The following is a 23,224-nucleotide window of genomic DNA, read 5'->3' as shown; positions in this document are numbered from 1 at the left end:
ACGTGAGCCGGATCGGGGTGGCGTTCGACAAGGCCCGGGCCGACGGGCGGGCGGTGCTGGTCGGCTGCATGCCGGCCGGGTTCCCCACCGTCGAGGGCAGCATCGCCGCGATGACCGCCATGGTCGCCGCAGGGGTGGACGTCATCGAGGTGGAGATCCCGTACTCCGACCCGGTGATGGACGGCCCGGTGATCCAGAAGGCCAGCGACATCGCCCTGACCGGCGGCGTCCGCACCGCCGACACGCTGCGCATCGTCGAGGCGGTCGCGGCCACCGGCGCCCCGGTGGTCACCATGACCTACTGGAACCCGATCGAGCAGTACGGCGTCGACGCGTTCGCCCGGGACCTGGCCGCGGCCGGCGGCACCGGCCTGATCACCCCCGACCTGATCCCGGACGAGGCCGACGAGTGGCTGGCCGCCTCGGACGCGCACGGGCTGGACCGCACCTTCCTGGTCTCCCCGTCGTCCACCGACGCGCGGCTGAGGATGACCGTGGAGCACTGCCGGGGCTTCGTCTACGCCACCGCGATCATGGGGGTCACCGGCGCCCGTTCGCAGACCTCCGACGCGGCCCCCGTCCTGGTCTCCCGGGTGCGCGAGGTCACCGACCTGCCGGTCGGCGTGGGGCTCGGCGTCGGCACCGGCGCGCAGGCCGGCACGGTCGCCGGGTACGCCGACGGGGTGATCGTCGGCAGCGCGCTGGTCCGCTGCCTGCTCGACGCGCCCGACCCGGCCGCCGGCCTGGCCGCCCTGCGCACCCTGAGCGCCGAACTCGCCGACGGGGTGCGCGACCCGCGTCGCTGACCGCCCGGCTGCCGGGCGCCGCCGCGGCCTGCCGCACCGCTGGCGCGGGGCGGTGGAAACGGGCGACCGCCGTACGTCGCGGGTCGTCGGGCCGACGAGCCGCGCCGGTTCACCCGACCGGGGTGCCGCTGCGGCGGTGCGCAGCGGTAGCGTGTGCACCCGTGACCCTCGCCTCGACGATCCCCCAGGCGGCCCTGCCGAGCCCCAGCACGGCCGTCTGGCAGCTCGGCCCGCTGCCGCTGCGGGCGTACGCGCTCTGCATCATCGCCGGCATCGTGGTGGCCTGCGTGGTCACCGAGCGCCGGCTGCGCCAGCGCGGCGTCGCCCCCGGTGCGGTGCTCGACATCGCCGTCTGGGCGGTGCCGACCGGCATCATCGGCGCCCGGATCTACCACGTGATCACCTCACCGGAGAAGTACTTCGGCGCCGGCGGTGAGCCGCTCAAGGCGTTCGCCATCTGGGAGGGCGGCCTGGGCATCTGGGGCGCGGTGGCCGGCGGGGCGCTCGGCGCCTGGATCGCCGCCCGCCAGCTCGGTATCCCGTTCGCCGTGGTGGCCGACGCGCTCGCCCCGGGGCTGCCGCTGGCCCAGGCCATCGGCCGGTTCGGCAACTGGTTCAACAACGAGCTGTACGGCGGCCGGACGACCCTGCCCTGGGGGCTGCGGGTGCACGACATGGACCCGAGCAACCCCGGTCACGCGAAGGTCGTGGACGGCGAGCCGGTGCTGCTGCCCGGGCTGTACCACCCGACCTTCCTCTACGAGGCGCTGTGGAACATCGGCGTCGCCGCCCTGGTCCTCGTCCTGGACCGGAAGCTGCGCCTGGGCAAGGGGCGGGCGTTCGCGCTCTACGTGATGGGCTACACCGCCGGCCGGTTCTGGATCGAGCTGATGCGCACCGACGAGGCCACCCACATCCTCGGTGTCCGGCTCAACGTCTTCACGGCCGCCCTGGTCTTCGTCGGCGCGCTGATCTACTTCCTGCGGGTCCGTGGCCCCCGGGAGTACCTGGTTCCGATCGGCGGGCCCGCCCCCGCCCCGGCCGGCGGCGGCGACGTCTCCCAGGTCGACCTGTCCGAGCGCGAGGCCGGCGCGCAGGCCACCGCCCCGGAGGGGTACCGGGTGGTGGGCGAGGAACAGTTCCGCGAGTACCGGGACACCGGGGTCGTCCCCGACGGTCCCGACCCGACCGCGGACGCCGCCGCGCCGGATCCCGGGGCGGCCGGGAACGACGCGCCAGCCGACCGCGACGCGCCAGCCGACGTGTCGCCGGGCGACGAGCGGGCCGGCACGACCGGCCCCCGCGCCACCGACCGGGAGAGCTGAGCGGGGGAGGGGCGGCATGCGTACCGCGGTGGTGGTCGGGGCCGGGATCGGTGGCCTCGCGGTCGCCGGCGCGCTCGCCCGGTCCGGGTGGCAGGTCACCCTCCTGGAGCGCGCCGACCGGGTCCGCCCGGACCCGACGGCCCTCGTGCTCTGGCCCAACGGGGTACGCGCGCTGCGCGCCCTCGGCCTCGGCGCGGGCCTGGACGCGATCGCCACCCCGCTGCCCGACGGTGGTATCCGCCGGCCCGACGGGCACTGGCTGGTGCAGCCCCGCCCCACCCCGGCCGACCGGATGCCGGTGGTGGTGCACCGGGAGGACCTGCACGACGCGCTGATCGCGGGCCTCGGCGAGCGGGTGGAGCTGCGTACCGGCGTGGCGGTGCGCACGGTCCGGGCCGAGTCCGGTGAGCGGCCCTCGGTCGGCGACGGCCGGCAGCGCTTCGAGGCCGACCTGGTGGTCGGGGCGGACGGCACCGACAGCGAGATCCGCCGGCAGTTGGCCCCGGAGTCGGGGGTGGTCAGCTCCGGCTGCGCCGCGTGGCGGGCGGTCATCCCCTGGTACCGGGCGCCCCGGCTGCCCGCCGACCAGCCGGTCGGCGGGGAGACGCTGGGCGCCGGATACCGGTTCGTGGCCGCCTCGCTGGGCGAGCGCGGTTCGTCCGGCGGGTCGAGCCGGGGCGGCATCTACTGGGTGGCCACCGCGGCCGGCGCGCCCCGGCCGGAGCCCCCGCAGACCCAGCTCGCGCTGCTCCGCCGCTGGTACGCCGGCTGGCCCGCCCCGATCGGCGAGCTGCTCGACGCCACCGACCCGGCCGACGTGGTCCAGCAGGAGATCCGCGAGCTGCGCCCGCTGCCCCGCGCGTACGGCTTCCCGGCCGGGCCGGGCGGGGTGGTGCTGCTGGGTGACGCCGCCCACGCCATGCCCCCGCACCTGGGCCAGGGCGCCTGCCTCGCCTTCGAGGACGCCGCCACCCTCGCCTCGCTGCTGCGCGAGGCCCGGCTTCCGGACGCCGTCGCCACGTACGACCGGCTGCGTCGGCCCCGGGCGGCGACCGTGGTCCGGCAGACCCGGCGGATGTCGGCGGTGCTCCAGGCCCGGGGCCGGCTCGCCCTGCGGGCCCGGGACGCCGCCCTGGGCACCATCAGCCCCCGCCTGCTGTCCACCGCGGCCTCCGTCGCCGCCCAGTGGCGCCCCCCGGCCTGACCGGCGGACCCGCCCGGCCGGCCGGGGCCCGTCCCGGTCGGCGTGCCGGGAACCGGGCGGTGGGGCGGGCTCAGATGAGCGCGGCGGGCTCCGCGACGCAGGCGGTGCCGACCCGGCGGAAGCCGACCCGGACGTAGACCCGGGCGATCTCCTCGCTGCCGGCGGAGAGGAACACCAGGTCGGTGCCGGCGTCCAGCAGCGCCCGGGCGAGGGCGGCGGTGACCGCCGCGCCGAGGCCCCGGCGGCGGGCCGCCGGCAGGGTGGCGACCCCGGCGATCTCGGCCACCTCGCCGACCCGCATCGCCATCCCGCTGGCCAGCGGCCCGTCGGCGGGCGTCCCGGCGAGCGCGGACAGCCGGCCGCCGTCGGCGACGCGGGCCCGCTCCTCGTCCAGCGTCGCCACGTCCAGCTCGGTGACCGCGGCGTCCCGCTGCGCCGGGCCGGCCGTACCCCGGGCGGTGCCGGCGGCGGAGAACCCGACCGCGGCGACCGCCCGCCGGGCGGCCACGTCGGCGGCGAAGCCGGGCGCGGCCGGGTCCAGCAGCCGCACCGGTACGTCGGTGAACTCCCCGGGGGCGGCCAGCGCGGCCGGGTCGAGCACCATCAGCGGGGCCTCCAGCACGGCCAGCCCCGCCGAGCGGGCCACCGCCAGCAGGTCCGGGTTGCGCTCGTGCACCCACTCGAACGCCTCCGGCAGGCCCAGCTCCCGCTGCCGCTCCCGCACGGCGCTCACGTCGGCCAGCGAGGGCGGCTCGGTGGCGTCCAGCCGGGGCCGTGCGTAGAACGGCCAACCCGCCCCTTCCCGGACGAACAGCACCAGCGGGCCGTACTCCTCCGGCCGGGCGGAGTCCCGGGGCACCGCGTCGTAGAAGTGCTCCAGCCGGTCGAACGTCCCAGTCGTCTCAGCGCGTACGTGATCCACCGCGCGAGACTATCCTTCCCAGCATCTGGAAGTGTGATCAATCTGAACTGGCCTTGCGCCGCAACCCCTAACGTAGACTCAATAGACCCATAAGGGCCGACGTCGTCCCGACCATGATCCAACCTGAGTGACGACAGGAGCCCCGGTGGCCTTTCCGTACCCTCCCCGCCAGCAGTCGGCCCCACGCGCGACCGGGCTCTACGACCCCGCGCACGAGCACGACGCGTGCGGGGTGGCCTTCGTTGCGGACCTCTACGGCCGGCGCTCCCACGCGGTCGTGGCCAACGGTCTCGGCGCCCTGCTCCGGCTGGACCACCGGGGCGCCCGAGGCGCGGAGCACAACACCGGCGACGGCGCCGGCATCATGATCCAGGTGCCGGACGCGTACCTGCGCGCGGTGGTCGACTTCCCGCTGCCGCCCGCCGGCGAGTACGCCACCGGCCTGGTCTTCCTGCCGACCGACGACGCCGGCGAGGCCCGCGCCCGCCGGGTGCTGGAGAAGTACGCCCTGGTCGAGGGCGCGGAGATCCTGGGCTGGCGGGACGTGCCGACCGACCCGAGCGGCCTCGGCGAGACCGCGCTCGCGGCGATGCCCCGGGTCCGGCAGGTCTTCCTCGCCGCGCGCCGGCTCACCGACACCCCGGCCGGCCCGGCCGGCTCCCCGCTGTCCGGCCTCGACCTGGACCGGGTGGCGTTCTGCGTGCGCAAGCAGGCCGAGCGGGAGAGCGCCGAGCGGGGCGTGCCGGCGTACTTCCCGTCGCTGTCCGGCCGGACCATGGTGTTCAAGGGGATGCTCACCCCCGACCAGCTCCCCGAGTTCTTCCCCGACCTGACCGACGAGCGGGTCGACAGCGCCATCGCGCTGGTGCACTCCCGGTTCTCCACCAACACGTTCCCGTCGTGGCCGCTGGCCCACCCCTACCGGATCATCGCCCACAACGGCGAGATCAACACGATCCGCGGCAACCGCAACTGGATGCAGGCCCGCGAGGCGCTGCTGCGCAGCCCGAACATCCCGGGCAACATCCGCCGGGTCTTCCCGGTCTGCACCCCCGCCGCCTCCGACTCGGCGAACTTCGACGAGGTACTGGAGCTGCTGCACCTGGCCGGGCGCAGCCTGCCGCACGCGGTGCTGATGATGATCCCGGAGGCGTGGGAGAACGACCCGGACATGCGCGCCGACAAGCGCGCCTTCTACCGGTTCCACGCCAGCCTGATGGAGCCGTGGGACGGGCCGGCGTCGGTCGCGTTCACCGACGGCGAGATCGTCGGGGCGGTGCTGGACCGCAACGGCCTGCGCCCGGGCCGCTGGTGGCGCACCTCCGACGGGCTGGTGGTGCTCGGCAGCGAGGCCGGCGTGCTCGACCTCGACCCGGCCACCGTGGTCGCCAAGGGGCGGCTCCAGCCGGGCAGGATGTTCCTGGTCGACACCGTCGCCGGCCGGATCGTCTCCGACGACGAGATCAAGACGGAGCTGGCCGCCGCGCAGCCGTACGACGAGTGGCTGCACGCCGGGCTGATCGACCTGACCGACCTGCCGCCGCGCGAGCACATCGTCTACACCCACGACTCGGTGCGCCGCCGCCAGCAGACCTTCGGGTACACCGAGGAGGAGCTGAAGATCCTCCTCGCGCCGATGGCCCGTACCGGCGCCGAGCCGCTCGGCTCGATGGGCACCGACACCCCGATCGCCCCGCTGTCCACCCGGCCCCGGCTGCTCTACGACTACTTCCACCAGCTTTTCGCCCAGGTCACCAACCCGCCGCTGGACGCCATCCGCGAGGAGCTGGTGACCAGCCTCCAGCACACCATCGGCGCGGAGGCCAACCTGCTCGACCCGGGCCCGGCGAGCTGCCGGCAGATCGTGCTGCCCTACCCGGTGATCGACAACGACGAGCTGGCCAAGATCCTCTCCATCGACGAGGACGGCGACCTGCCCGGCTTCAAGGCCGTGCGGGTCTCTGGGCTGTACCGGATCCGCGACGGCGGGGCCGGCATCAAGGCCCGGCTCACCGAGATCTGCCGGCACGTCTCCGAGGCGATCGAGGACGGCGTGCGCATCCTGGTGCTCTCCGACCGGGACTCCAACGCCGACCTGGCCCCGATCCCGTCGCTGCTGCTCACCGCCGCCGTGCACCAGCACCTGGTCCGCGAGCAGACCCGCACCCAGGTGGCGCTGATCGTCGAGTCCGGCGACTGCCGCGAGGTGCACCACGCGGCCGTGCTGATCGGGTACGGTGCCGCCGCCGTGAACCCGTACCTGGCCTTCGAGTCGGTCGAGGACATGATCGCCACCGGGGTGATGACCCGAGTCGAGCCGGCCGAGCCGGACGAGTCGCCATCGAAGCTGGCGGCGAAGGCGGTGCGCAACTACGTCAAGGGGCTCGGCAAGGGCGTCCTGAAGATCATGTCGAAGATGGGCATCTCGACCGTCTCGTCGTACTGCGGGGCGCAGGTGTTCGAGGCCGTCGGTCTGGACACCCGCCTCGTCGAGCGGTACTTCCGGGGCACCCCGAGCACGATCGGCGGCGTCGACCTGCACGGCATCCACGCCGAGGTGGCCGCCCGGCACGCGCTGGCCTGGCCGGCGCCCGGCGCGGTGGCCACCGACCGGCTGGAGGTCGGCGGCGAGTACCAGTGGCGCCGCGAGGGCGAGCTGCACCTGTTCAACCCGGAGACGGTCTTCCTGCTCCAGCACGCCACCCGCAGCCGCCAGTACGACGTCTTCCGCCAGTACACGGCCAAGGTCGACGAGCTGGCCGCCAAGGCCGGCTCGCTGCGCGGCCTGTTCACCCTGCGCACCGGCGTCCGCCCGCCGGTGCCGCTGGAGGAGGTCGAGCCGGCCACCGAGATCGTCAGGCGGTTCGCCACCGGCGCCATGTCGTACGGGTCGATCTCGGCCGAGGCGCACGAGACCCTCGCCATCGCGATGAACCGCCTCGGCGGCAAGTCCAACACCGGCGAGGGCGGCGAGGACGTCGAGCGCCTGCACGACCCGCAGCGCCGCTCCGCGGTGAAGCAGATCGCCAGTGGCCGGTTCGGCGTGACCAGCGAATACCTGGTCAACGCCGACGACCTCCAGATCAAGATGGCCCAGGGCGCCAAGCCCGGCGAGGGCGGCCAGCTCCCCGGCAACAAGGTCTGGCCGTGGATCGCCCGGACCCGGCACGCCACCCCGGGCGTCGGCCTGATCTCCCCGCCGCCGCACCACGACATCTACTCGATCGAGGACCTGGCCCAGCTCGTCCACGACCTCAAGTGCGTCAACCCGGCCGCCCGGGTGCACGTCAAGCTGGTCAGCGAGGTCGGCGTCGGCACCGTCGCGGCCGGGGTGGCCAAGCTCAAGGCCGACGTCATCCTGATCTCCGGCCACGACGGCGGCACCGGCGCGTCCCCGCTGAACTCGCTCAAGCACGCCGGCACCCCCTGGGAGCTGGGGCTGGCCGAGGCGCAGCAGACCCTGCTGCTCAACAAGCTCCGCGACCGGGTCACCGTGCAGGTCGACGGCCAGCTCAAGACTGGCCGGGACGTGCTGGTCGCGGCGCTGCTCGGCGCCGAGGAGTTCGGCTTCGCCACCGCCCCGCTGATCGTCGAGGGCTGCGTGATGATGCGGGTCTGCCACCTGGACACCTGCCCGGTCGGCATCGCCACCCAGAACCCGGTGCTGCGTGAGCGGTTCACCGGCCGGCCGGAGTTCGTGGAGAACTTCTTCCTCTTCCTCGCCGAGGAGGTCCGCGGGTACCTCGCCGAGCTGGGCTTCCGGTCGATCTCCGAGGCGATCGGGCGCACCGAGGTGCTCGACGTCGTACCGGCCGTCGACCACTGGAAGGCCCACGGCCTCGACCTCGGTCGCGTCCTGCACCTGCCGGAGCTGCCGGCCGACGCCGCCCGGCGCGGCGTCCGGGCCCAGGACCACGGCCTGGAGCTGGCGCTGGACAACGAGCTGGTCGCCCTCGCCGGGCCGGCGCTCACCGACGGCACGCCGGTGCGGGTCGAGGTGGCGGTGCGCAACGAGCACCGCAGCGTCGGCGCGATGCTCGGCGGCGAGGTCACCCGCCGCTTCGGCGGGGCCGGCCTGCCCGCCGACACCATCGAGTTCCTGCTGCGCGGCACCGCCGGGCAGTCGTTCGGCGCGTTCCTGCCCAGCGGGGTCACCCTGCGTTTGCACGGCGACGCCAACGACTACGTCGCCAAGGGCCTGTCCGGCGGTCGGATCGTCGTCCGACCGGACGCCGCCGCGCCGTTCGTCGAGGGCGAGGCCAGGCCGGGTGAGCGCGCCGAGGACCAGATCATCGCCGGTAACACCATCCTGTACGGGGCCACCGCGGGCGAGGTCTTCCTGCGCGGCCGGGTCGGCGAGCGGTTCGCGGTGCGCAACTCCGGCGCGGTGGCGGTCGTCGAGGGCGTCGGCGACCACGGCTGCGAGTACATGACCGGCGGCACGGTGGTGGTGCTCGGCGAGACCGGGCGCAACTTCGCCGCCGGCATGTCCGGCGGCACCGCCTTCGTCTGGAACCTCGACCGGCGTCGGGTCAACGCGGAGCTGGTCGACCTGTCGCCGCTGCGCGACGAGGAGCGGGACCGGCTGCACGAGCTGGTGCACCGGCACTTCGCCGAGACCGGCTCGGCGGTCGCCGAGGCGCTGCTGAAGCGCTGGCCGGAGGCGGTGGAGGAGTTCACCGCCGTGGTGCCCCGGGACTACCGCCGGGTGCTGGAGATCATGCGGGCCGCCGAAGCCGCCGGCCGTGACGTCGACGACGCGGTGATGAGCGCATTGGCGGCGTCAGCCGCCCCGGCGACGCCGTCGGCGCCTTCCGATGCGTCCATGCCGCCCGCCCCGCGGGCGGTCGCCCAGGAGGTGGCTCGTGCCTGACCCGAACGGTTTCCTGCGCTACAACCGGCGGCTGCCCGCGCGCCGGCCGGTGCCGGTGCGGATCAGCGACTGGCGGGAGGTGTATCCGCCGGCCGGCGAGGAACTCGTCCGCGAGCAGGCCACCCGGTGCATGGACTGCGGCATCCCGTTCTGCCACGATGGCTGCCCGCTGGGCAACCGCATCCCGGACTGGAACGACCTGGTCCGGACCGGTAGCTGGGACGCCGCGGTGGACTCGCTGCACGCCACCAACAACTTCCCCGAGTTCACCGGCCGGCTCTGCCCGGCGCCGTGCGAGGCCGCCTGCGTCCTCGGCATCGGCGGCGGCGCCCCGGTCACCATCAAGCAGGTCGAGGTGGAGATCGCCGACGCCGCGGTGGCCCGGGGCGGGCTGGATCCCCGCCCGGCGGGGGCCCCGACCGGTCGCTCGGTCGCCGTGGTCGGCTCTGGTCCCGCCGGCCTGGCCGCCGCCCAGCAACTGGCCCGCGCCGGCCACGCCGTCACGGTGTACGAGCGCGACGACGCGATCGGCGGCCTGCTCCGGTACGGCATCCCCGACTTCAAGCTGGAGAAGCAGCACATCGACCGGCGGATCGCCCAGTTGGCGGCCGAGGGCGTCCGGTTCCGCACCGGGGTGAACGTCGGCGTCGACGTGACCGCCGAGCAGCTGCGCGAGGCGCACGACGCGGTGCTGCTCGCCTGCGGCGCGCTCCAGGGCCGGGACACCCCCGAGACCCCGGGGCGGGAACTGCGCGGCGTACACCAGGCGATGACGCACCTGGTCGCGGCGAACCGGGTGGTCGCGGCGGCCGGCGGCGGCCGACCGGCCCTCGCGGTGCTGCCCGACGGCACCCCGATCGACGCGGCCGGCAAGCACGTCGTGATCATCGGCGGCGGCGACACCGCCGCGGACTGCCTCGGCGTGGCCCACCGCCAGGGCGCGGCCGGGGTGCACCAGCTCGACCTGTACCCGGAGCCGCCGCACTCCCGCGACGCCGGCCGGGACCCGTGGCCGACCTGGCCGTGGATCCTGCGCAACTACCCGGCGCACGAGGAGGGCGGCGACCGGGTGTTCGCCGCCGCCGTGCAGGAGTTCGTCGACGACGGCACCGGCCAGGTGAAGTCCGTCCGGATCGCCGAGGTGACCGTCGAGAAGCGCGACGGCCGCCGGATCGTCACCCCGCTGCCCGGCTCCGAGCGGGAACTCCCGGCGGACCTGGTGCTGCTGGCGATCGGCTTCGAGGGCACCGAGCGGCAGCCGCTGCTGGAGCAGTTCGGGGTCGCCCGCAACGCCCGGGGCGCGATCGACGCCCGGCCGGACTGGCAGACCGACGCCGACGGCGTCTTCGTCGCCGGGGACATGCACCGGGGCGCGTCGCTGATCGTCTGGGCGATCGCCGAGGGGCGCGCGGCAGCCGCCGCGATCCACGCGTACCTCGGCGGGGTGGGCGAACTGCCCGCCCCGGTCGACCCGGCGCGGCAGCCCCTCGCCGCCCGCTGACCGCGCCGAGGCGTTGGACCGCGCCGAGGCATTGGACCGCGTCGAGGTGTTGGACTGCGTCGCGGTGTTGGACTGCGTCGCGGTGTTGGACTGCGTGGAGGTGTTGGACCGCGTCGAGCCGCCGATCTCGCGAGCGCCGTGACGGCCGGCGGGCCTGGACCCTCGTGTCCCCGGCCCGCCGGCCGCCGTGCGGGCCGGGCCGGTGGCCGGCGCGGGACTGACCCCTCCTCAGCGCTTTGGAGCTGATGTCGTCAGCGACTCGGGCGGCTCGGCACCGCCCCACTCACCACCCCGGCCCCCGCCCCGACGCCTGCCAAACCGCCCCGTCGGTGTGGCCAGCCTCTTCATGGCGTGGCCATTGCTTGGCGGTGTGGCCACTGTGCTGGCGGTGTGGCCACTGGCTGGCGGTGTGGCCATCGTGCGGCGTTGTGGCCACTGCGGCGTGCCCACTGTCTTGGCGGCGTCGCCACCGCCTTGGCGGCGCGGCCCGGCTCCGGAAGGCCCGGCTCCGGAAGGCCCGGTCCCGGAAGGGCTGGCCCCGGAAGGGCTGGCCCGGCGGGCGTCGCGATGCGGCCCGAGCACGGCTGAGTCGTCCGCGACATCAGCTCCAAAGGCGGCACGGGGCGTCCGCCGACCGTCGGCGGACGCCCCGTGCCCATGTGTCACTGGGCGGATGGGAGAGGTTGGCGGACAGGAAGGTCGGCGGACAGGAAGGTCGGTGGATGGGTCAGTGGGCGAGGAGCCGGTGGGACTCGCGGAGCCTGGCCCACGACTTCGGTTCGGCCGGCGCGGTGGCGGTGCGGGCGGCGGCCGAGTCGGACAGCTCCGGGCGGCCCTTCGTGAACAGCCAGGTGGTGAACACCGCGTTCAGGTCCTGGCCGGAGACCTGCTCGGCGAGGGCCTGGAACTGCTCGACCGTGCCGTTGCCGTGCCGGTGGGCGGCGGTCCACTGCGGCAGGATCCGGAAGAAGGCATCGTCGCCGACGGCCAGCCGGAGCTGGTGCAGGGCCATCGCGCCCCGGTCGTAGACCGCCCCGTCGAAGACGTTGTCGGCGCCCGGGTCGCCGGGCGTGACCTGCCAGAACTCGTCGTCGGCCGGGTAGGTGGCGTAGGTGAAGTCGAACAGCTCCTGCGCGGTGCCCTCGCCCTGCTCCTCCGACCAGAGCCACTCGGCGTACGAGGCGAAGCCCTCGTTCAGCCAGATGTGCCGCCAGTCCGCCACCGAGACCGAGGCGCCGAACCACTGGTGGGCGTTCTCGTGGACGACCACGTAGGTGTTCGACCCGCGCCGCCAGAAGCCCGGTCCGTACACCGGGCGGGTCTGCGTCTCCAGGGCGAAGCCGATGCCGTCGACCGGCCCGGCCACCCCGCCCTGCGCCTCGAACGGGTACGGCCCGAAGATCGTGCTCTCCCAGTCGACGATCTCGGCGGTCCGCTCGATGCTGGCCCGCGCCGCCGGACCGAGGGCACCCAGGCTGGTGCTGTACGCGTTGACCACCGGCTGCCCGTTGGGGGCGGTGTCGGTGACGATGTCGTACTGGCCGACGGCCAGGAACGACTCGTACGTCGCGCCGGGACTGGTGCTGCGCCAGCTCCACCGCATCCGGTTGCCCGCCTCGGCCAGCGGCGGGCGCGGCTGCACGCCGTTGCTGAGCACCTCGACGCCGGCCGGCACCGACACCGACACGTCCCAGTTCGCCTTGTCGAGGGGGTGGTCGTTGCTCGGGTACCACCACCAGGCCGACTCGGGCTCGTTCACGGCGAGCCCGCCGTCGGCCGTGCGGGTCCAGCCGCTGTAGCCGTTGACCAGGGTCTCCGACGGCACGCCGGCGTACTTGACCACGATGGTCAGGGACTGGCCCCTGACGATCGGACGGGGTGCGGTGATCGCCAACTCGTGGACGCCCTCCCGGGCGAAGGTGGCCGAGAAGCCGTTGACCCGCACCGACTCGACGTCGAGCAGGAAGTCCAGGTTGAACCGGGACAGGTCCTGGGTGGCCCGGGCCAGGATGGTGGTGGTGCCGCTGAGCTGGTCGGTGGCCGGCTCGTAGCGCAGCCGGATGTCGTAGTGGTCGACGTCGTAGCCACCGTTGCCGTAGTCGGGGAAGTAGCTGTCGCCCAGGCCGGGGTCGCCGGGGGTCGGCGCGGCGGGGGCGAGGGCCGGGCGGCCCCAGCCCGATCGGGCGGCGGCCTGGCCGGGGTCGGCGGTCGCGGCCGTGCCGGCGGTGGTGACGGTCAGGGCGGCGATGGCCGCCGCGAGAACGCGTCGCACGAGGTGGACTCCCTCCGTCGAGGTGTACGCCCGATCAACCTAATCGACGGTTGTGAACATGTGTGTTCCGCGCGCGGATTCCGCGGCCTATTCCATTAATGTGAATATTTCGATATCATTACCGCCCAGTAACAACCACCACCCTTGGCCACGCGCGCGGTTCCGAGGATCCACCACCCCTGCCCCGTGGAGGTTCCCCATGCCCCAACGCCCGCTGGCCCGCGCCCTGACCGCGCTGGTCGCCGTCCTCACCGCCGCCGTCGGGGCGGCGGCCGTCCCCGGCGCCGCCCACGCCACCGCCCACGCCGCCGCGGGCGTCAACTACGTGGCCCTGGGCGACTCGTACTCCTCCGGCGTCGGCGCGGGCCCGTACGACCAGTCCACCTGCCTGCGCAGCGAGAAGTCGTACGCCCCGCTCTGGGCCGCCGCCAACCAGGTGGCCAGCTTCACGTTCCCGGCCTGCGGCGGCGCGGTCACCGCCGACGTCATCGGCAGCCAGGTGAACGCGTTGAGCACCGGCACCACCCTGGTCACCATCACCATCGGCGGCAACGACGCCGGCTTCGCCGACGTCATCACGAGCTGCCGGTTCGGCAGCACCAGTAGCTGCACGGACGCGGTGAACGAGGCGAAGGTCTTCGCCACCGGCGAGCTGCCCGGCCGGCTCGACCGCACCTACGCCGCGATCCGCGACCGGGCCCCGAACGCCCGGCTGATCGTGCTCGGCTACCCGCGCCTGTTCGAGACGGGATCGTGCGGGCTGCTGGCGATGAGCACCTACAAGCGCACCATCCTCAACGAGGCCGCCGACCTGCTGGCCTCGGTGACCGCCGGCCGGGCCGCCGCGGCCGGGGCCACCTTCGCCGACACCCGCCCGTACTTCGCCGGGCACGGCGTCTGCGCCGCCGCGCCGTGGATCCGTGACGTCAGCGGCGTCATCGAGGCGTACCACCCGAACGCCGACGGCTACCGCTACGGCTACCTGCCCGCGCTGACCGCCGTCACCGGCTGACCCGGGCCGCCCGGAACGCCGCACCCCACGAAGCGCCGGTGGCCGGCGGTCCACCCCTGGACCGCCGGCCACGCCGGCGACGCCGGTCACGCCAACGGGACCATCACCCACGCCGACGGCTCGGCGCCGACGCCCGGCCTGCGGGACTGTCCGATGCCGCCGCGCGTCCGTTAGGGTTCGCTGGACCGGACGGCCGTTGCGTGGGAGGCAGAGGGTGGGCAGGCTCGCGGCGGCGTACGGCCGGGCGGTCACCGCGCACCGGCAGGCCCGCGACCGGCTGGACCGGGCCCGGCTGGCCCTCGGCGCGCCGCCGGCGGCCGTCACCGGCGCCGCCGAGGTCGTCGCCCGGCTGGCCGGCCTCGGCAGGCGGCTCGCCGCCCCCAGCCCCGGCGCGACCCCGCTGACCGAGACGCCCGTCGGCGTCCGGGTCGGCGAGGCGACCACCCTGGACGGTGGCTTCCCGGTGCTCGTCCCACTCGGCGGCGGCTGCCACCTCACCGTCGACGCCGACGCCCGCGACCCCCGCGTCGGCGAGCTGCTGCGCGCGCTGGTGCTGCGGCTGCTGGCCACCGCCCCGGCCGGCACGGTCCGGGTCGCCGGGATCGACACGGTGGCCTTCGGGGCCACCTTCCTGCCGCTGCGCCCGCTGCTCGACGCCGGGGTGCTCGCCCCGGCCGCCACCACCGCCGCCGAGGTCGCCGCGCTGCTCGACGAGGCCGAGCGGCACGCCCGGGCGGCGCAGCACGCCGCCCCGTCCGCCCGGGAGTTGCTGGTGCTGGTCGCCGCCGCCGCGCCCCCGCCCCCGGAGCTGGCCCGGCTCGCCGCGCTCACCCACGCCGGCCCGTCCGCCGCGGTCTGCGTGCTGCTCGCCGGCCACCCGCAGGCCGGCGCGGCCGAACCGCCGCCGCTGGGCGCGGCCACCGCGCTGCGGCTGATGCAGCGGTACGCCCACGTCGGCGACCCGCCCGAGCACCCGTTCAGCGCCGACGGCTCCGGGCTGGCCGCCCCCGTCGTGCTCGACGGGGACCTGCCGCCGGCCACCGTGGCCGCCCTCGCCGGGCACCTCGGCCCGGCCGTACGCCGCGACACCCCGCCCACCTTCGCCGACCTGCTGCCCGCCCGCCGCTGGACCGAGTCGAGCGCCGCCGGGCTGTCCACCGTGGTCGGCCTGGCCGGGCGGCAGCCGGTCACCGTCGCCTTCGACGACGCCACCCCGCACTGGCTGGTCGCCGGGCGCACCGGCGCCGGCAAGACCGTCTTCCTGCTCGACGTCCTCTACGGGCTGGCCGCCCGCTACTCACCGGCGCAGCTCCAGCTCTGGCTGCTCGACTTCAAGGAGGGGGTCAGCTTCACCGAGTTCGTCCCCACCGAGCGGGACCCGTCCTGGCTGCCGCACGCCCGCGCCGTCGGCATCGAGTCCGACCGGGAGTACGGCCTCGCCGTGCTGCGCGAGCTGCGCCGGGAACTGAACCGGCGGGCCACCGTGCTCAAGCGGCACGGCGTCACCAAGCTCGCCGACCTGCCCGGCGACGCGGCGGTGCCCCGGATCGTGGCGGTCGTCGACGAGTTCCAGGTGCTGCTGGCCGGCACCGACGCCGTGGCCCGGGAGGCCGTCGACCTGCTGGAGGAGCTGGCCCGCAAGGGCCGCTCGTACGGGGTGCACCTGGTGCTGGCCAGCCAGGCCACCACCGGCATCGAGTCGCTGTACGGGCGCGCCGAGGCGATCTTCGGGCAGTTCCCGCTGCGGGTGGCGCTGCCTGGCGGCGCGGGGGCGCTCGACCCGCTCAACGGCGCCGCCAACGCGCTGCCGATCGGCGCGGCCGTGCTCAACACCGCCGCGGGCGCGGCTGGCGCCGACACCGTGGTCCGGTTCCCCGACGCGTACGCCGCCCGCGCCGACCTGGCCCGGCTGCGCCACGAGCTGTGGCGGGACCGGCCGGCCGGCGACGGCCCCCCGGCCGTCTTCCGGGGTTACGAGGCCGCGCGGCTGGAGGACGACCCCACCTTCGCCGGGCTGCGCCCCGGTGCCGGGCCCCCGGTCGCCCTGGTCGGCCGCACGGTCGACGTGGCCGGCAGCACGGCGTCGTTCACCCTGGACGCCACCCCGGGCCGGCACCTGGCGGTGGTCGGCACCGCGACCGCCGGCGCGGACGTGCTACGGGCCGCCGCCCTCAGCCTCGCCCGGCAGCACGCCCCCGGCGACGCCCGGTTCCTGCTCGCCCCGCTGGTCGCCGCAGCCGGCCCGGCGGCCGACGAGACCGCCGCCGCGCTCGCCGCCACCGGTCACCCGGTCGAGCGGCTCGACCAGGCCGCCCTGCGGGACCGGCTCGCCGCCCTCGCCGCCACCCCGCCCGCGACCGTTCCGCCGGCCGCCACCCCGCCCGCGACCGCCGTCCCGCCCGCCGGCCGGACCTACCTGGTGCTGTTCGGCGCGGACGCGGCGTCGGCAACCCTCGCCGGCACCGACCCGGTCACCTTCCGCTCCGGCCACGACGACCTGCGCGCCCTGCTGCGCGAGGGCCCCGCCCGCGGCGTGCACCTGCTCGGCTGGTGGCGTGGGCTGCGCCGGCTCGCCGACGACCTCGGCGGGTCGCACCACCGCGACGACGCCGCCTGCCTCGTCGCGCTGAACGTCCCCGGCGCGGAGCTGGGGCTGCACCTGGGCGAGCACGACCTCGCCCACACCCCGCGCGCCGACCGGGCGCTGCTGGTGGACCGGCACGACCAGCGCACCCGGCTGATCGTGCCGTTCGCGCGGGCCGGGCACGAGCGGGACGAGGAGCACTGAGCGGTGTCCACCTTCTCCGAGTACGCCGCCCTGGCCCGACAGCTCGCCGACCAGCGCCGCGAGACCGACCAGGACGCCGCCGCCGAGGCCGGCCGCCGTCGCGCCATGCACGCCACGCTCGACCAGCTCACCCGGCGCCTCGCCGTCCAGTCCCACCGCCTCGGCCAGCTCGGCCACGCCATCGGCCTGCCCGCCGACCCGCCACCCGCCGCCGGGGGAGACCGCTCCGGGACGACCACCCCCGGAAGCAGCACCCCCGGGGCGACGTCGTCCGGCGGGACCTCCGGGGCGGGGGCGGTGCCCGACGGCGGCGCAGCCGCCGCGCCGGGGCGGCCGGGCGTCGGGGCGTACCCATCGGGTGCCCCGGGCGGGGCGGTGGTGGCGCTGCCGGCGGCGGCCGGGGTGCCCACACCCCGCGCCGCGGTCGCCGACCCGGCCGCGGAGCTGGCCGAGGCCCGGCGGCTCGCCGACGAGACCGACCGGCTGGTCCAGGTCACCGAGGCCGTCGCCCGGCAACCGCCGCTGCTGCCGACCTGGTCGCCGCTGGCCCGGGCGCTGGCCGTGTACACCGGTTGCGCGGCGGCCGGGGTGGTGCTGATGCTGATCATGGTGGTGGCCGCCGACCTGGCGGTGGTGGGCCTCGGCGCCCTCTACGCCGCCACCTGCGCCGGGCTGCCGGTGCTCTCCTTCGTCGCCGGGTACCTGGTGCTGGGCCGGTGGGGGCGGCCGGCGCTGGGCTCGGACCAGCCGCCCCGGTTCGTCCCGCTCGGCTTCGTCACCTGCGTGCTGCTCGTGCCCCTCGCCTACTGCGGCTACCTGCTGCTGTTCCGCCTGGTGCGCTGACCGCCGGCCCGTCGGCCCACCGGCCGGATCAGCCGTCCAGGGCCAGGCGGGCGACCTCGGCGGCGCAGCCCCAGGAGAGGGTGACGCCGGCGCCGCCGTGCCCGTATGCGTGCACCAGCCGGCCGCCGACCGGCCCGGCCGGCTGCATCTCCACCCGGGGACCGCCGTGCCGGGCCGGCCGCAGCCCGATCCGCTCGCCGAGCACCGGCGCGTCGGCCAGTTCCGGCACCAGCGCCACGCAGCGGCGCCGGATCGCCGCCGCCGTCTCCGGGTCGGGCCGGGTGTCCCACACCCCCGGCTGGAACGTGCCGCCGAGCACCACGTCGTGCCGGCGCGGGTGCACGTAGGTGATCCCGGCCGGGGCGTCTTCGTCGCGTACCGAGGTGGTCAGGCCCGGGTTCGCCACCAACACCAGGTGCCCGCGCACCGGATGCACGGCCGGGTCGGCGGCGAGCCAGCCGGCCGCCAGCCCGGTCGCGTTCACCACGATGGGCGCTGCCTCGAAGGCCTCGTCCAGCCGCTGCACCCGGCGGCGCCGCACCCGCCCCCCGCCCGCCTCGACCCGCTCGGTCAGCCACGCCAGGTACGGCGTCATCTCCACCATCGGCGCGGTGAACCGCAGCAGCGTCGTGTACGGCTCGGCGGCCGGCTCGGCCACCAGGTCCCCGGTCGCGTCCGCCCACCAGGGTGGGCCGGCGTAGCGGTGCCGCAGCAGCATCCGGGTCGGCCGGGCCACCACCCCCGGCACCCCGCCGACCGCCTGGCGGCCCAGTTCCGCGTGGGTCTCCCGGGCCCAGCGCAGCACCCGGGGATCCTCCTCCGTGTGGCTGGGGAACCAGACCGCGGCGGCCACCGCCGACACGGTGTCGGCCGGGTCGTCCGCGGTCCACACCGTCACCCGCGCGCCCCGCTCCTGGAGCGCGACGGCGGCCGTCAGCCCGATCACCCCGCCGCCGACCACCACCACGTCCGTCGTCTCCGTCATCGCCGCTCCCTCCGGTCGTCCACGGCCGTGGTGCCGTGGCTGTCGTTCGCTGCCGGTCGTCCACGGCCGTCGTGCCGTGGCTGTCGTGCCGCAGCGTCATGCCGTGGCTTCGGATCGTGCCCGGGTGAACGGTGCGCCGTCCAAGACGGAAACGGCAGCGGGCGATAAGCGGCGCTTATGATGGCGGACATGCCCGACTCCGCGACCCGGGACCCCTGGTGGGACCTGCGCCGGCTGCGGTACTTCGCGGTGCTCGCCGAGGAACTGCACTTCACCCGGGCCGCCGCCCGCCTGCACGTCGCCCAGCCGGCGCTCAGCCAGCAGATCCGGGCCCTGGAACGCCAGCTCGGCGTCCCGCTCGTGCACCGCACCAGCCGGGGCTGTGTCCTGACCGAGGTGGGGCAGCGGGTCGCCGCCGAGGCCGGCCGGCTGCTCGCCGACGTCGACGCCGGCACCGCCCGCATCCGTGACCTGGTGCGGGGCCGGGACGGCCGGCTCCGGCTGGCGTACACCCGCTCGGCCCGCGGCGGCCGGGTGGACGCGCTGGTGGCCCGGTTCCGCGCCGCCCACCCCGACGTGGAGGTGGTCGCCGAGACCGCCTGGACCGCGCCGAACGTCGCCGGCCTGCTCACCGGCCGGCTCGACGCGGCGTTCGTCCGCACACCGGTCGAGGAGCCGGGCCTGCGGTGCCGGCTCGTCGACACCGAGGAGTTGCTGCTCGCCCTGCCGGCCGGGCATCCGCTGGCCGCCGGCCGCCGCCGGATCAGCCGGGCCGAGGTGGTCGACCTGCCCGCGGTGATGTGGCCACGCGAGAACGGCCCCGGCATGTTCGACCGGACCATCGCCCAGGTCTGGCCGTACGGCGGCTTCCGCCTCGTCCGGCACGAGCCGGACGACGAGCAACTGCTGCGCGCCGTGGCCGGGGGAGACGTGGTCGCGGCGGTGCCGGCCGGCCGCGCCCGCGCGCTGAAGGTGCCGGGGGTACGGCTGCGCCGGTTCACCGCGCCGACCCCGACCGTGGACGTGCGGCTGGCCTGGCCCCGCGACACCACGAACCCGGCCGTCCACCGCCTCCTCGCCCTCCTCGACGACGACTGACCCGGGGCCGGGATCGAGGGTCCGGACGCGCTCGACGACCGGACCTCCATGATCGACTCGGGCGTAGATCGACTCGGGGTGCGGCATGTCGCGCCTTCGAGCCGCGCCGAAGCCACGACATACCGCATCTCGTTTCGGCACTCGTGGACCTTGGCCGATACTCGTCTGCTGTGGACGATAGGTATCCAGGACTCGGCGGCGGGCTGGGTCGGGCGACGGGGAGGTGCCGGTGAGCGGGGAGCTGGACGGGTTCGTCATCGGGTACGTGCCGGCGGGAATCGGCGCGGAGGTGTCCGATTTCGCCAGCGAGTGGGAGGACGTGCGCTTCCGTACCCGGGTGTGGGAGCGGCAGGTCGAGGAGGGCTACCGGGTCGACCTGCGGGTGCACGTCCTGCGCGGCGGCGGGCTGGGCACCCTCGACGAGCTGCGCGACTTCCTCGCCGGCTACCACGAGCGGGACGCGGCGCAGTGGCGGCCGACCGAGTTCGTGGACGGCGACGTCACCGGCCTGGTCGGCGACGGCGAGGCGTTCCGGCTGGTCGAGCCCGGGGTCGCGGTCGACGTGCTGGCCGACCCGGAGCGGGTGCCGGAGGCGGAGCTGCGCGCCGTGCTCGCGCGGATCCACCCGGGCTGAGCCTGCGGTGTCGCCCTGGCCAGGGTCGCCCTGGGCCGGTGCCGGGTGAGCCGGTCGAGTCGAGCCGGACGCCGCGCCTTGGCCGTGCCGGGGCGGGGGCCGCCCGGTCCGGCCAGGCACCTGCCCGACCTGCGACGACGCCTCCTCCGGCGGCGGCGCGTGGCCGGCGGATCGGCCGAGGTCGGGTTGGGCGGAGGGTCAGCGCCCAGCATCGGGGCTGCGGGCGGTGTCCCGGAACTCCGCGACGTCCCGCAGCCGCTGACCGAGGTCGCCCAGGCTCTCGGGGCTCGCCTCGGCCAGCTCGACCAGGCACCGCGCCCAGAGGTGGTAACCGTCCGGCGCGCACCCGGTGGCCTCCCGGGCCAGCCGGAGGCCGTCCAGGGCCCGGTCGGCGTCGCCGCGTTCCGCCGCCGTCCGGGCGAGGTCGAACCGGCCGGCGGCGAAGGCCAGCAGCCGCCGCAGGTGCTCCGCCGTGGTGGCGAGCCGATCCCTGAGGTTGGCGATCCGGGCCGCCTCGGGCTCGTCGGCCTCGTCCTCCTCGGGGGCGGCGGCCAACGCCTCGACGGCCAGGGCCGGGACGGACGCGGTGACGTCGTCGTCGTGGGCCGGGGGATGGCCGTGGCGGATCGCGCCGAGGCCGGCCAGCGCGGTGAGGTCCCTGCGCACCTGCTCGCCCAGGATCGCGACGACCTGGTCGGTCGCGTTCCTCACCTGTTCGTGGTCGTGGCCGGCGAGGAGGCCGTCGAGCGCGAAGGTCAGGTCGTGCAGTTGGCCGGACACGCCGGCCAGGCCCTCCGCCAGGAACGCGATCTCCTCTTCGAGCCGTTCCAACACCTCGTCGGCGGTACTGAGGACGCTGTCCCGCATGGCTCTCCCGGTCGTGTCGGTCGACTCTGATCGCGAAGAATCTTGACCCATCAACGGATGAAGATCGTCGATAGTTCTCGCGAATATCTGTCGGATATCCGATACGCCTGTGGTCGGCGAACATTGGCGGCTCTTCATATCCTGTCGTGTTCACCGTCGACTGTGGACGTCGAGAATCGCGGATTCTCGAAGGTCTCTGCCGGCAAGCGGGAGGAGTTCGTGCCAGCGCGTACGTCGTCAGTGCCATCCGCGACCGGATGCGCGCCGAGGATCTGGACGCCGAACTCGTCCGGCGTGGCATGACCGTCACCGCCGAGGGGCGCGCTCGCGCCAGGGCGCTGCGCGCCCGGGTGGAGCAGGAATGGACTCCAGGTCGCCGGGCTGCCTTGCGTGAGCGGTCTCGCTGAGCGGCGCAGGAGATGCTCGGCGAGACCGGGAAGCAGGCCCCTGCGGCATGACTGAGCCCGACCTGCCACCGGTGCGGCTCGTGCTGGACCGGTCTGCGCTGTTGGCCTACCTGGCCGGCTCCATGGATGTCGCCGAGCCCATCCACGAGGTGGCTCAGGATGGCGTTCGCTTCGGGGTGCCGGCCATTGTTGTCGCCGAGGTGCTGGCCGTCGCTGACGACCCGGCTGACCGGGCCATGCTGCACCGGCTGCTGGAGCGTTCGGCCTGCGCGGTGCTGTCGACCTGGGGGGAGGACTGGCAGGAGTTGGCGTACTGGCGGAACTTCACGGGCCGAGTCGACCTTGCGGCTGTGGTGATGGCGGTACTGGAGCACGATGCCTGCGTGCTGACCGGCGAAGCAAAGGTGTACGGGGATGGTGCCGACCTGCCCGTTATCCGCTTTCCGGCCTGAGTCACACGTCTACCGCCACGTCCTGGCAGCGCGTCGGCCGTGCCCGGCTGGCCGGTCAGCCCGGGGTGTCGTCCTCGGTCGGGCGCGGTTGGCGGTGCTTCTTGATCCACTCTTCGACGTCCCCGGCCAGCCACACCTTCATGCCGCGTAGCTCCTGGTAGGGCTTCGGGAAGGTGGGGTACCGGGAGAGCTGCTGGAACCGCTGCCGCGAGACGCCCAGACGCTCTGCGATCTCGTAGGGCCCCATCAGGAACCCCGGGCCACGGTCCATGAAAGCCGAACGTAGTTAGATGACTACTATCCGATTGGCTATTGCCAATTGACTCGTTGTCCTACCGGGATCGTGGCTGAATGCCGCGAAGAGTGTCCTACAAGGAGTATCTGCTCGCCACGGCGATGACCCTGGCCCGCCGGCACAAGCCGGTGTGGTCGTGGATCAGGTGGCGGTACGTCTGCAAGTGCGGCAACGAGCTGCCCTGCCGGCACAAACACAAGATCCCGATCAAGCGCGGGCACTGGCCGGGTGAGGCCAGTGACCGCGCACGGTCCCGTCCTGCCCGTCTGGCTCTGCGCCGGCTGCGCCGCCCCTGGCCCTGCGCCACCCGCCGGCACGAACTGCTCCAGGAGTACGCGGCCTCGCCGATCGCCCTGGCGCTCTACATGGGCTCGTACTACGTGTCCGCCAGCCAGGACATGAGCTGGGCCCCGGCGGGGACGCTCCACCGCCGCTTCCTCGGCTGGCTGAGATGATCGACTTCTGGGCGGGGGCGCTCCTGCACGTGACCCGGGCGGCGAGCCCTCAGTTCGCACGGCCGATCTTCTTCCGGCTGATCCGCGTGCACGCGGACTGGATCACCTACGACGGCTGGATCTGGCTCGACGGGTACCAGTTCAACGCCAAGGGTGACGCGGCGGCGCGACGGTCGATCTTCGTCCAGAAGGCCGGGCTTCAAGTGCTGGCCCCCACCGCAGTGGAATCGACCCCGGTCGACCGCCGAGCGCGCCGGCCCCGACGGCCGACCCCCGGGAGGGTGGCATCGGACTCATAGTTCCGCGTGCATTCTTCCGCTCGCTGGAAGCGCCCTTTGTCGATCGGATGATGGCGAGGCCGTTTCACTTTCCGTGGAAGTCCCAGGGCGCACTTTGTCGGCTTGACGTCGGTCACGCCGCTTAGGCGGATTCCTGGTAGCGAGATCCAATCGGCAGGGGTAACGTGCTCCGACATTGATTATCCC

General features: G+C 74.9%; 19 protein-coding genes. 14 read left to right on the top strand and 5 right to left on the bottom strand.

The genetic code is table 11. The features are described from left to right. The first annotated feature begins 2 nt into the window (after positions 1-2). The 3 genes from trpA (at position 3) to C5N14_RS15705 (ending at position 3,335) form a co-directional block, all read left to right on the top strand. The gene (gene trpA / locus C5N14_RS15715) at positions 3-806 is read left to right on the top strand and encodes a tryptophan synthase subunit alpha (protein WP_117668840.1); all 804 of its coding nucleotides are present in this window, start codon (positions 3-5) and stop codon (positions 804-806) included. A gap of 161 nt (positions 807-967) precedes the next feature. Beyond that, a complete protein-coding gene (gene lgt / locus C5N14_RS15710; RefSeq protein WP_117668839.1) occupies positions 968-2,131 on the top strand; it encodes a prolipoprotein diacylglyceryl transferase in 1,164 nt (387 codons plus the stop codon). Between the two features lie 16 nt (positions 2,132-2,147). Further along, complete coding sequence (locus tag C5N14_RS15705) at positions 2,148-3,335, top strand: NAD(P)/FAD-dependent oxidoreductase (RefSeq protein ID WP_117668838.1); 1,188 nt, start codon at positions 2,148-2,150, stop codon at positions 3,333-3,335. 70 nt (positions 3,336-3,405) lie between these two features. Here the strand turns inward: C5N14_RS15705 and C5N14_RS15700 are convergent, their stop codons facing one another. Beyond that, on the bottom strand, positions 3,406-4,257 hold the full coding sequence (locus C5N14_RS15700; RefSeq protein WP_117668837.1) for a GNAT family N-acetyltransferase: 852 nt from the start codon (positions 4,255-4,257) through the stop codon (positions 3,406-3,408). 145 nt (positions 4,258-4,402) lie between these two features. On the opposite strand from C5N14_RS15700, the gene gltB reads away from it, so the two are divergent. Continuing rightward, complete coding sequence (gene gltB, locus C5N14_RS15695) at positions 4,403-9,130, top strand: glutamate synthase large subunit (RefSeq protein ID WP_117668836.1); 4,728 nt, start codon at positions 4,403-4,405, stop codon at positions 9,128-9,130. Then, positions 9,123-10,631: a glutamate synthase subunit beta gene (locus C5N14_RS15690; RefSeq protein ID WP_117668835.1), complete on the top strand. Its 1,509-nt coding sequence runs from the start codon at positions 9,123-9,125 to the stop codon at positions 10,629-10,631. Before gltB ends, C5N14_RS15690 begins: the two co-directional genes overlap by 8 nt. 727 nt (positions 10,632-11,358) lie before the next feature. Here the strand turns inward: C5N14_RS15690 and C5N14_RS15680 are convergent. Next, entirely contained in the window at positions 11,359-12,903 is a 1,545-nt protein-coding gene (locus tag C5N14_RS15680) for a M1 family metallopeptidase (protein WP_117668833.1), read from the bottom strand. Between the two features lie 199 nt (positions 12,904-13,102). Here C5N14_RS15680 and C5N14_RS15675 point away from each other — a divergent pair, with 199 nt between their 5' ends. From C5N14_RS15675 to C5N14_RS15665, 3 genes are all read left to right on the top strand, one after another. Further along, positions 13,103-13,915: an SGNH/GDSL hydrolase family protein gene (locus C5N14_RS15675; RefSeq protein WP_117668832.1), complete on the top strand. Its 813-nt coding sequence runs from the start codon at positions 13,103-13,105 to the stop codon at positions 13,913-13,915. 214 nt (positions 13,916-14,129) lie between these two features. Beyond that, positions 14,130-16,703 carry an FtsK/SpoIIIE domain-containing protein gene (locus tag C5N14_RS15670; RefSeq protein ID WP_117668831.1) on the top strand — a complete coding sequence of 858 codons (2,574 nt, stop codon included), beginning with the start codon at positions 14,130-14,132 and terminating at the stop codon, positions 16,701-16,703. A gap of 3 nt (positions 16,704-16,706) precedes the next feature. Further along, a complete protein-coding gene (locus C5N14_RS15665; protein ID WP_117668830.1) occupies positions 16,707-17,546 on the top strand; it encodes a hypothetical protein in 840 nt (279 codons plus the stop codon). A 28-nt stretch (positions 17,547-17,574) separates the two neighbouring features. Here C5N14_RS15665 and C5N14_RS15660 read toward each other — a convergent pair whose 3' ends face one another. Beyond that, positions 17,575-18,531, bottom strand: a complete 957-nt coding sequence (locus tag C5N14_RS15660; RefSeq protein WP_117668829.1) for an FAD-dependent oxidoreductase — start codon at positions 18,529-18,531, stop codon at positions 17,575-17,577. Positions 18,532-18,720: 189 nt separating this feature from the next. Here C5N14_RS15660 and C5N14_RS15655 point away from each other — a divergent pair, with 189 nt between their 5' ends. Both C5N14_RS15655 and C5N14_RS15650 read left to right on the top strand, forming a co-directional pair. Then, positions 18,721-19,629, top strand: coding sequence for a LysR family transcriptional regulator (locus C5N14_RS15655; RefSeq protein ID WP_165878128.1), 909 nt, complete (start codon positions 18,721-18,723; stop codon positions 19,627-19,629). Positions 19,630-19,858: 229 nt separating this feature from the next. Beyond that, positions 19,859-20,263, top strand: a complete 405-nt coding sequence (locus C5N14_RS15650) for a hypothetical protein (protein WP_117668976.1) — start codon at positions 19,859-19,861, stop codon at positions 20,261-20,263. 198 nt (positions 20,264-20,461) lie between these two features. On the opposite strand, the gene C5N14_RS15645 is transcribed toward C5N14_RS15650, so the two are convergent. Beyond that, on the bottom strand, positions 20,462-21,130 hold the full coding sequence (locus C5N14_RS15645) for a hypothetical protein (RefSeq protein WP_117668828.1): 669 nt from the start codon (positions 21,128-21,130) through the stop codon (positions 20,462-20,464). A 146-nt stretch (positions 21,131-21,276) separates the two neighbouring features. Between C5N14_RS15645 and C5N14_RS31770 the strand changes: the two genes are divergently transcribed. Further along, on the top strand, positions 21,277-21,537 hold the full coding sequence (locus C5N14_RS31770; RefSeq protein ID WP_128763589.1) for a hypothetical protein: 261 nt from the start codon (positions 21,277-21,279) through the stop codon (positions 21,535-21,537). 47 nt (positions 21,538-21,584) lie between these two features. Next, positions 21,585-21,989: a hypothetical protein gene (locus C5N14_RS15640; protein WP_117668827.1), complete on the top strand. Its 405-nt coding sequence runs from the start codon at positions 21,585-21,587 to the stop codon at positions 21,987-21,989. 55 nt (positions 21,990-22,044) lie between these two features. Here C5N14_RS15640 and C5N14_RS15635 read toward each other — a convergent pair whose 3' ends face one another. Further along, complete coding sequence (locus tag C5N14_RS15635) at positions 22,045-22,260, bottom strand: AlpA family transcriptional regulator (RefSeq protein ID WP_243639649.1); 216 nt, start codon at positions 22,258-22,260, stop codon at positions 22,045-22,047. A gap of 80 nt (positions 22,261-22,340) precedes the next feature. Here C5N14_RS15635 and C5N14_RS33170 point away from each other — a divergent pair, with 80 nt between their 5' ends. Further along, positions 22,341-22,739, top strand: a complete 399-nt coding sequence (locus C5N14_RS33170) for a hypothetical protein (protein ID WP_243639647.1) — start codon at positions 22,341-22,343, stop codon at positions 22,737-22,739. Next, positions 22,736-23,038, top strand: a complete 303-nt coding sequence (locus tag C5N14_RS15625) for a hypothetical protein (RefSeq protein WP_117668975.1) — start codon at positions 22,736-22,738, stop codon at positions 23,036-23,038. The genes C5N14_RS33170 and C5N14_RS15625 overlap by 4 nt, the downstream gene beginning before the upstream one ends. Positions 23,039-23,224 lie beyond the last annotated feature (186 nt).

It is taken from the genome of Micromonospora sp. MW-13 (assembly GCF_003434305.1).
Taxonomy (GTDB): domain Bacteria; phylum Actinomycetota; class Actinomycetes; order Mycobacteriales; family Micromonosporaceae; genus Micromonospora.
This window is presented reverse-complemented; position numbering and strand designations above follow the sequence as displayed.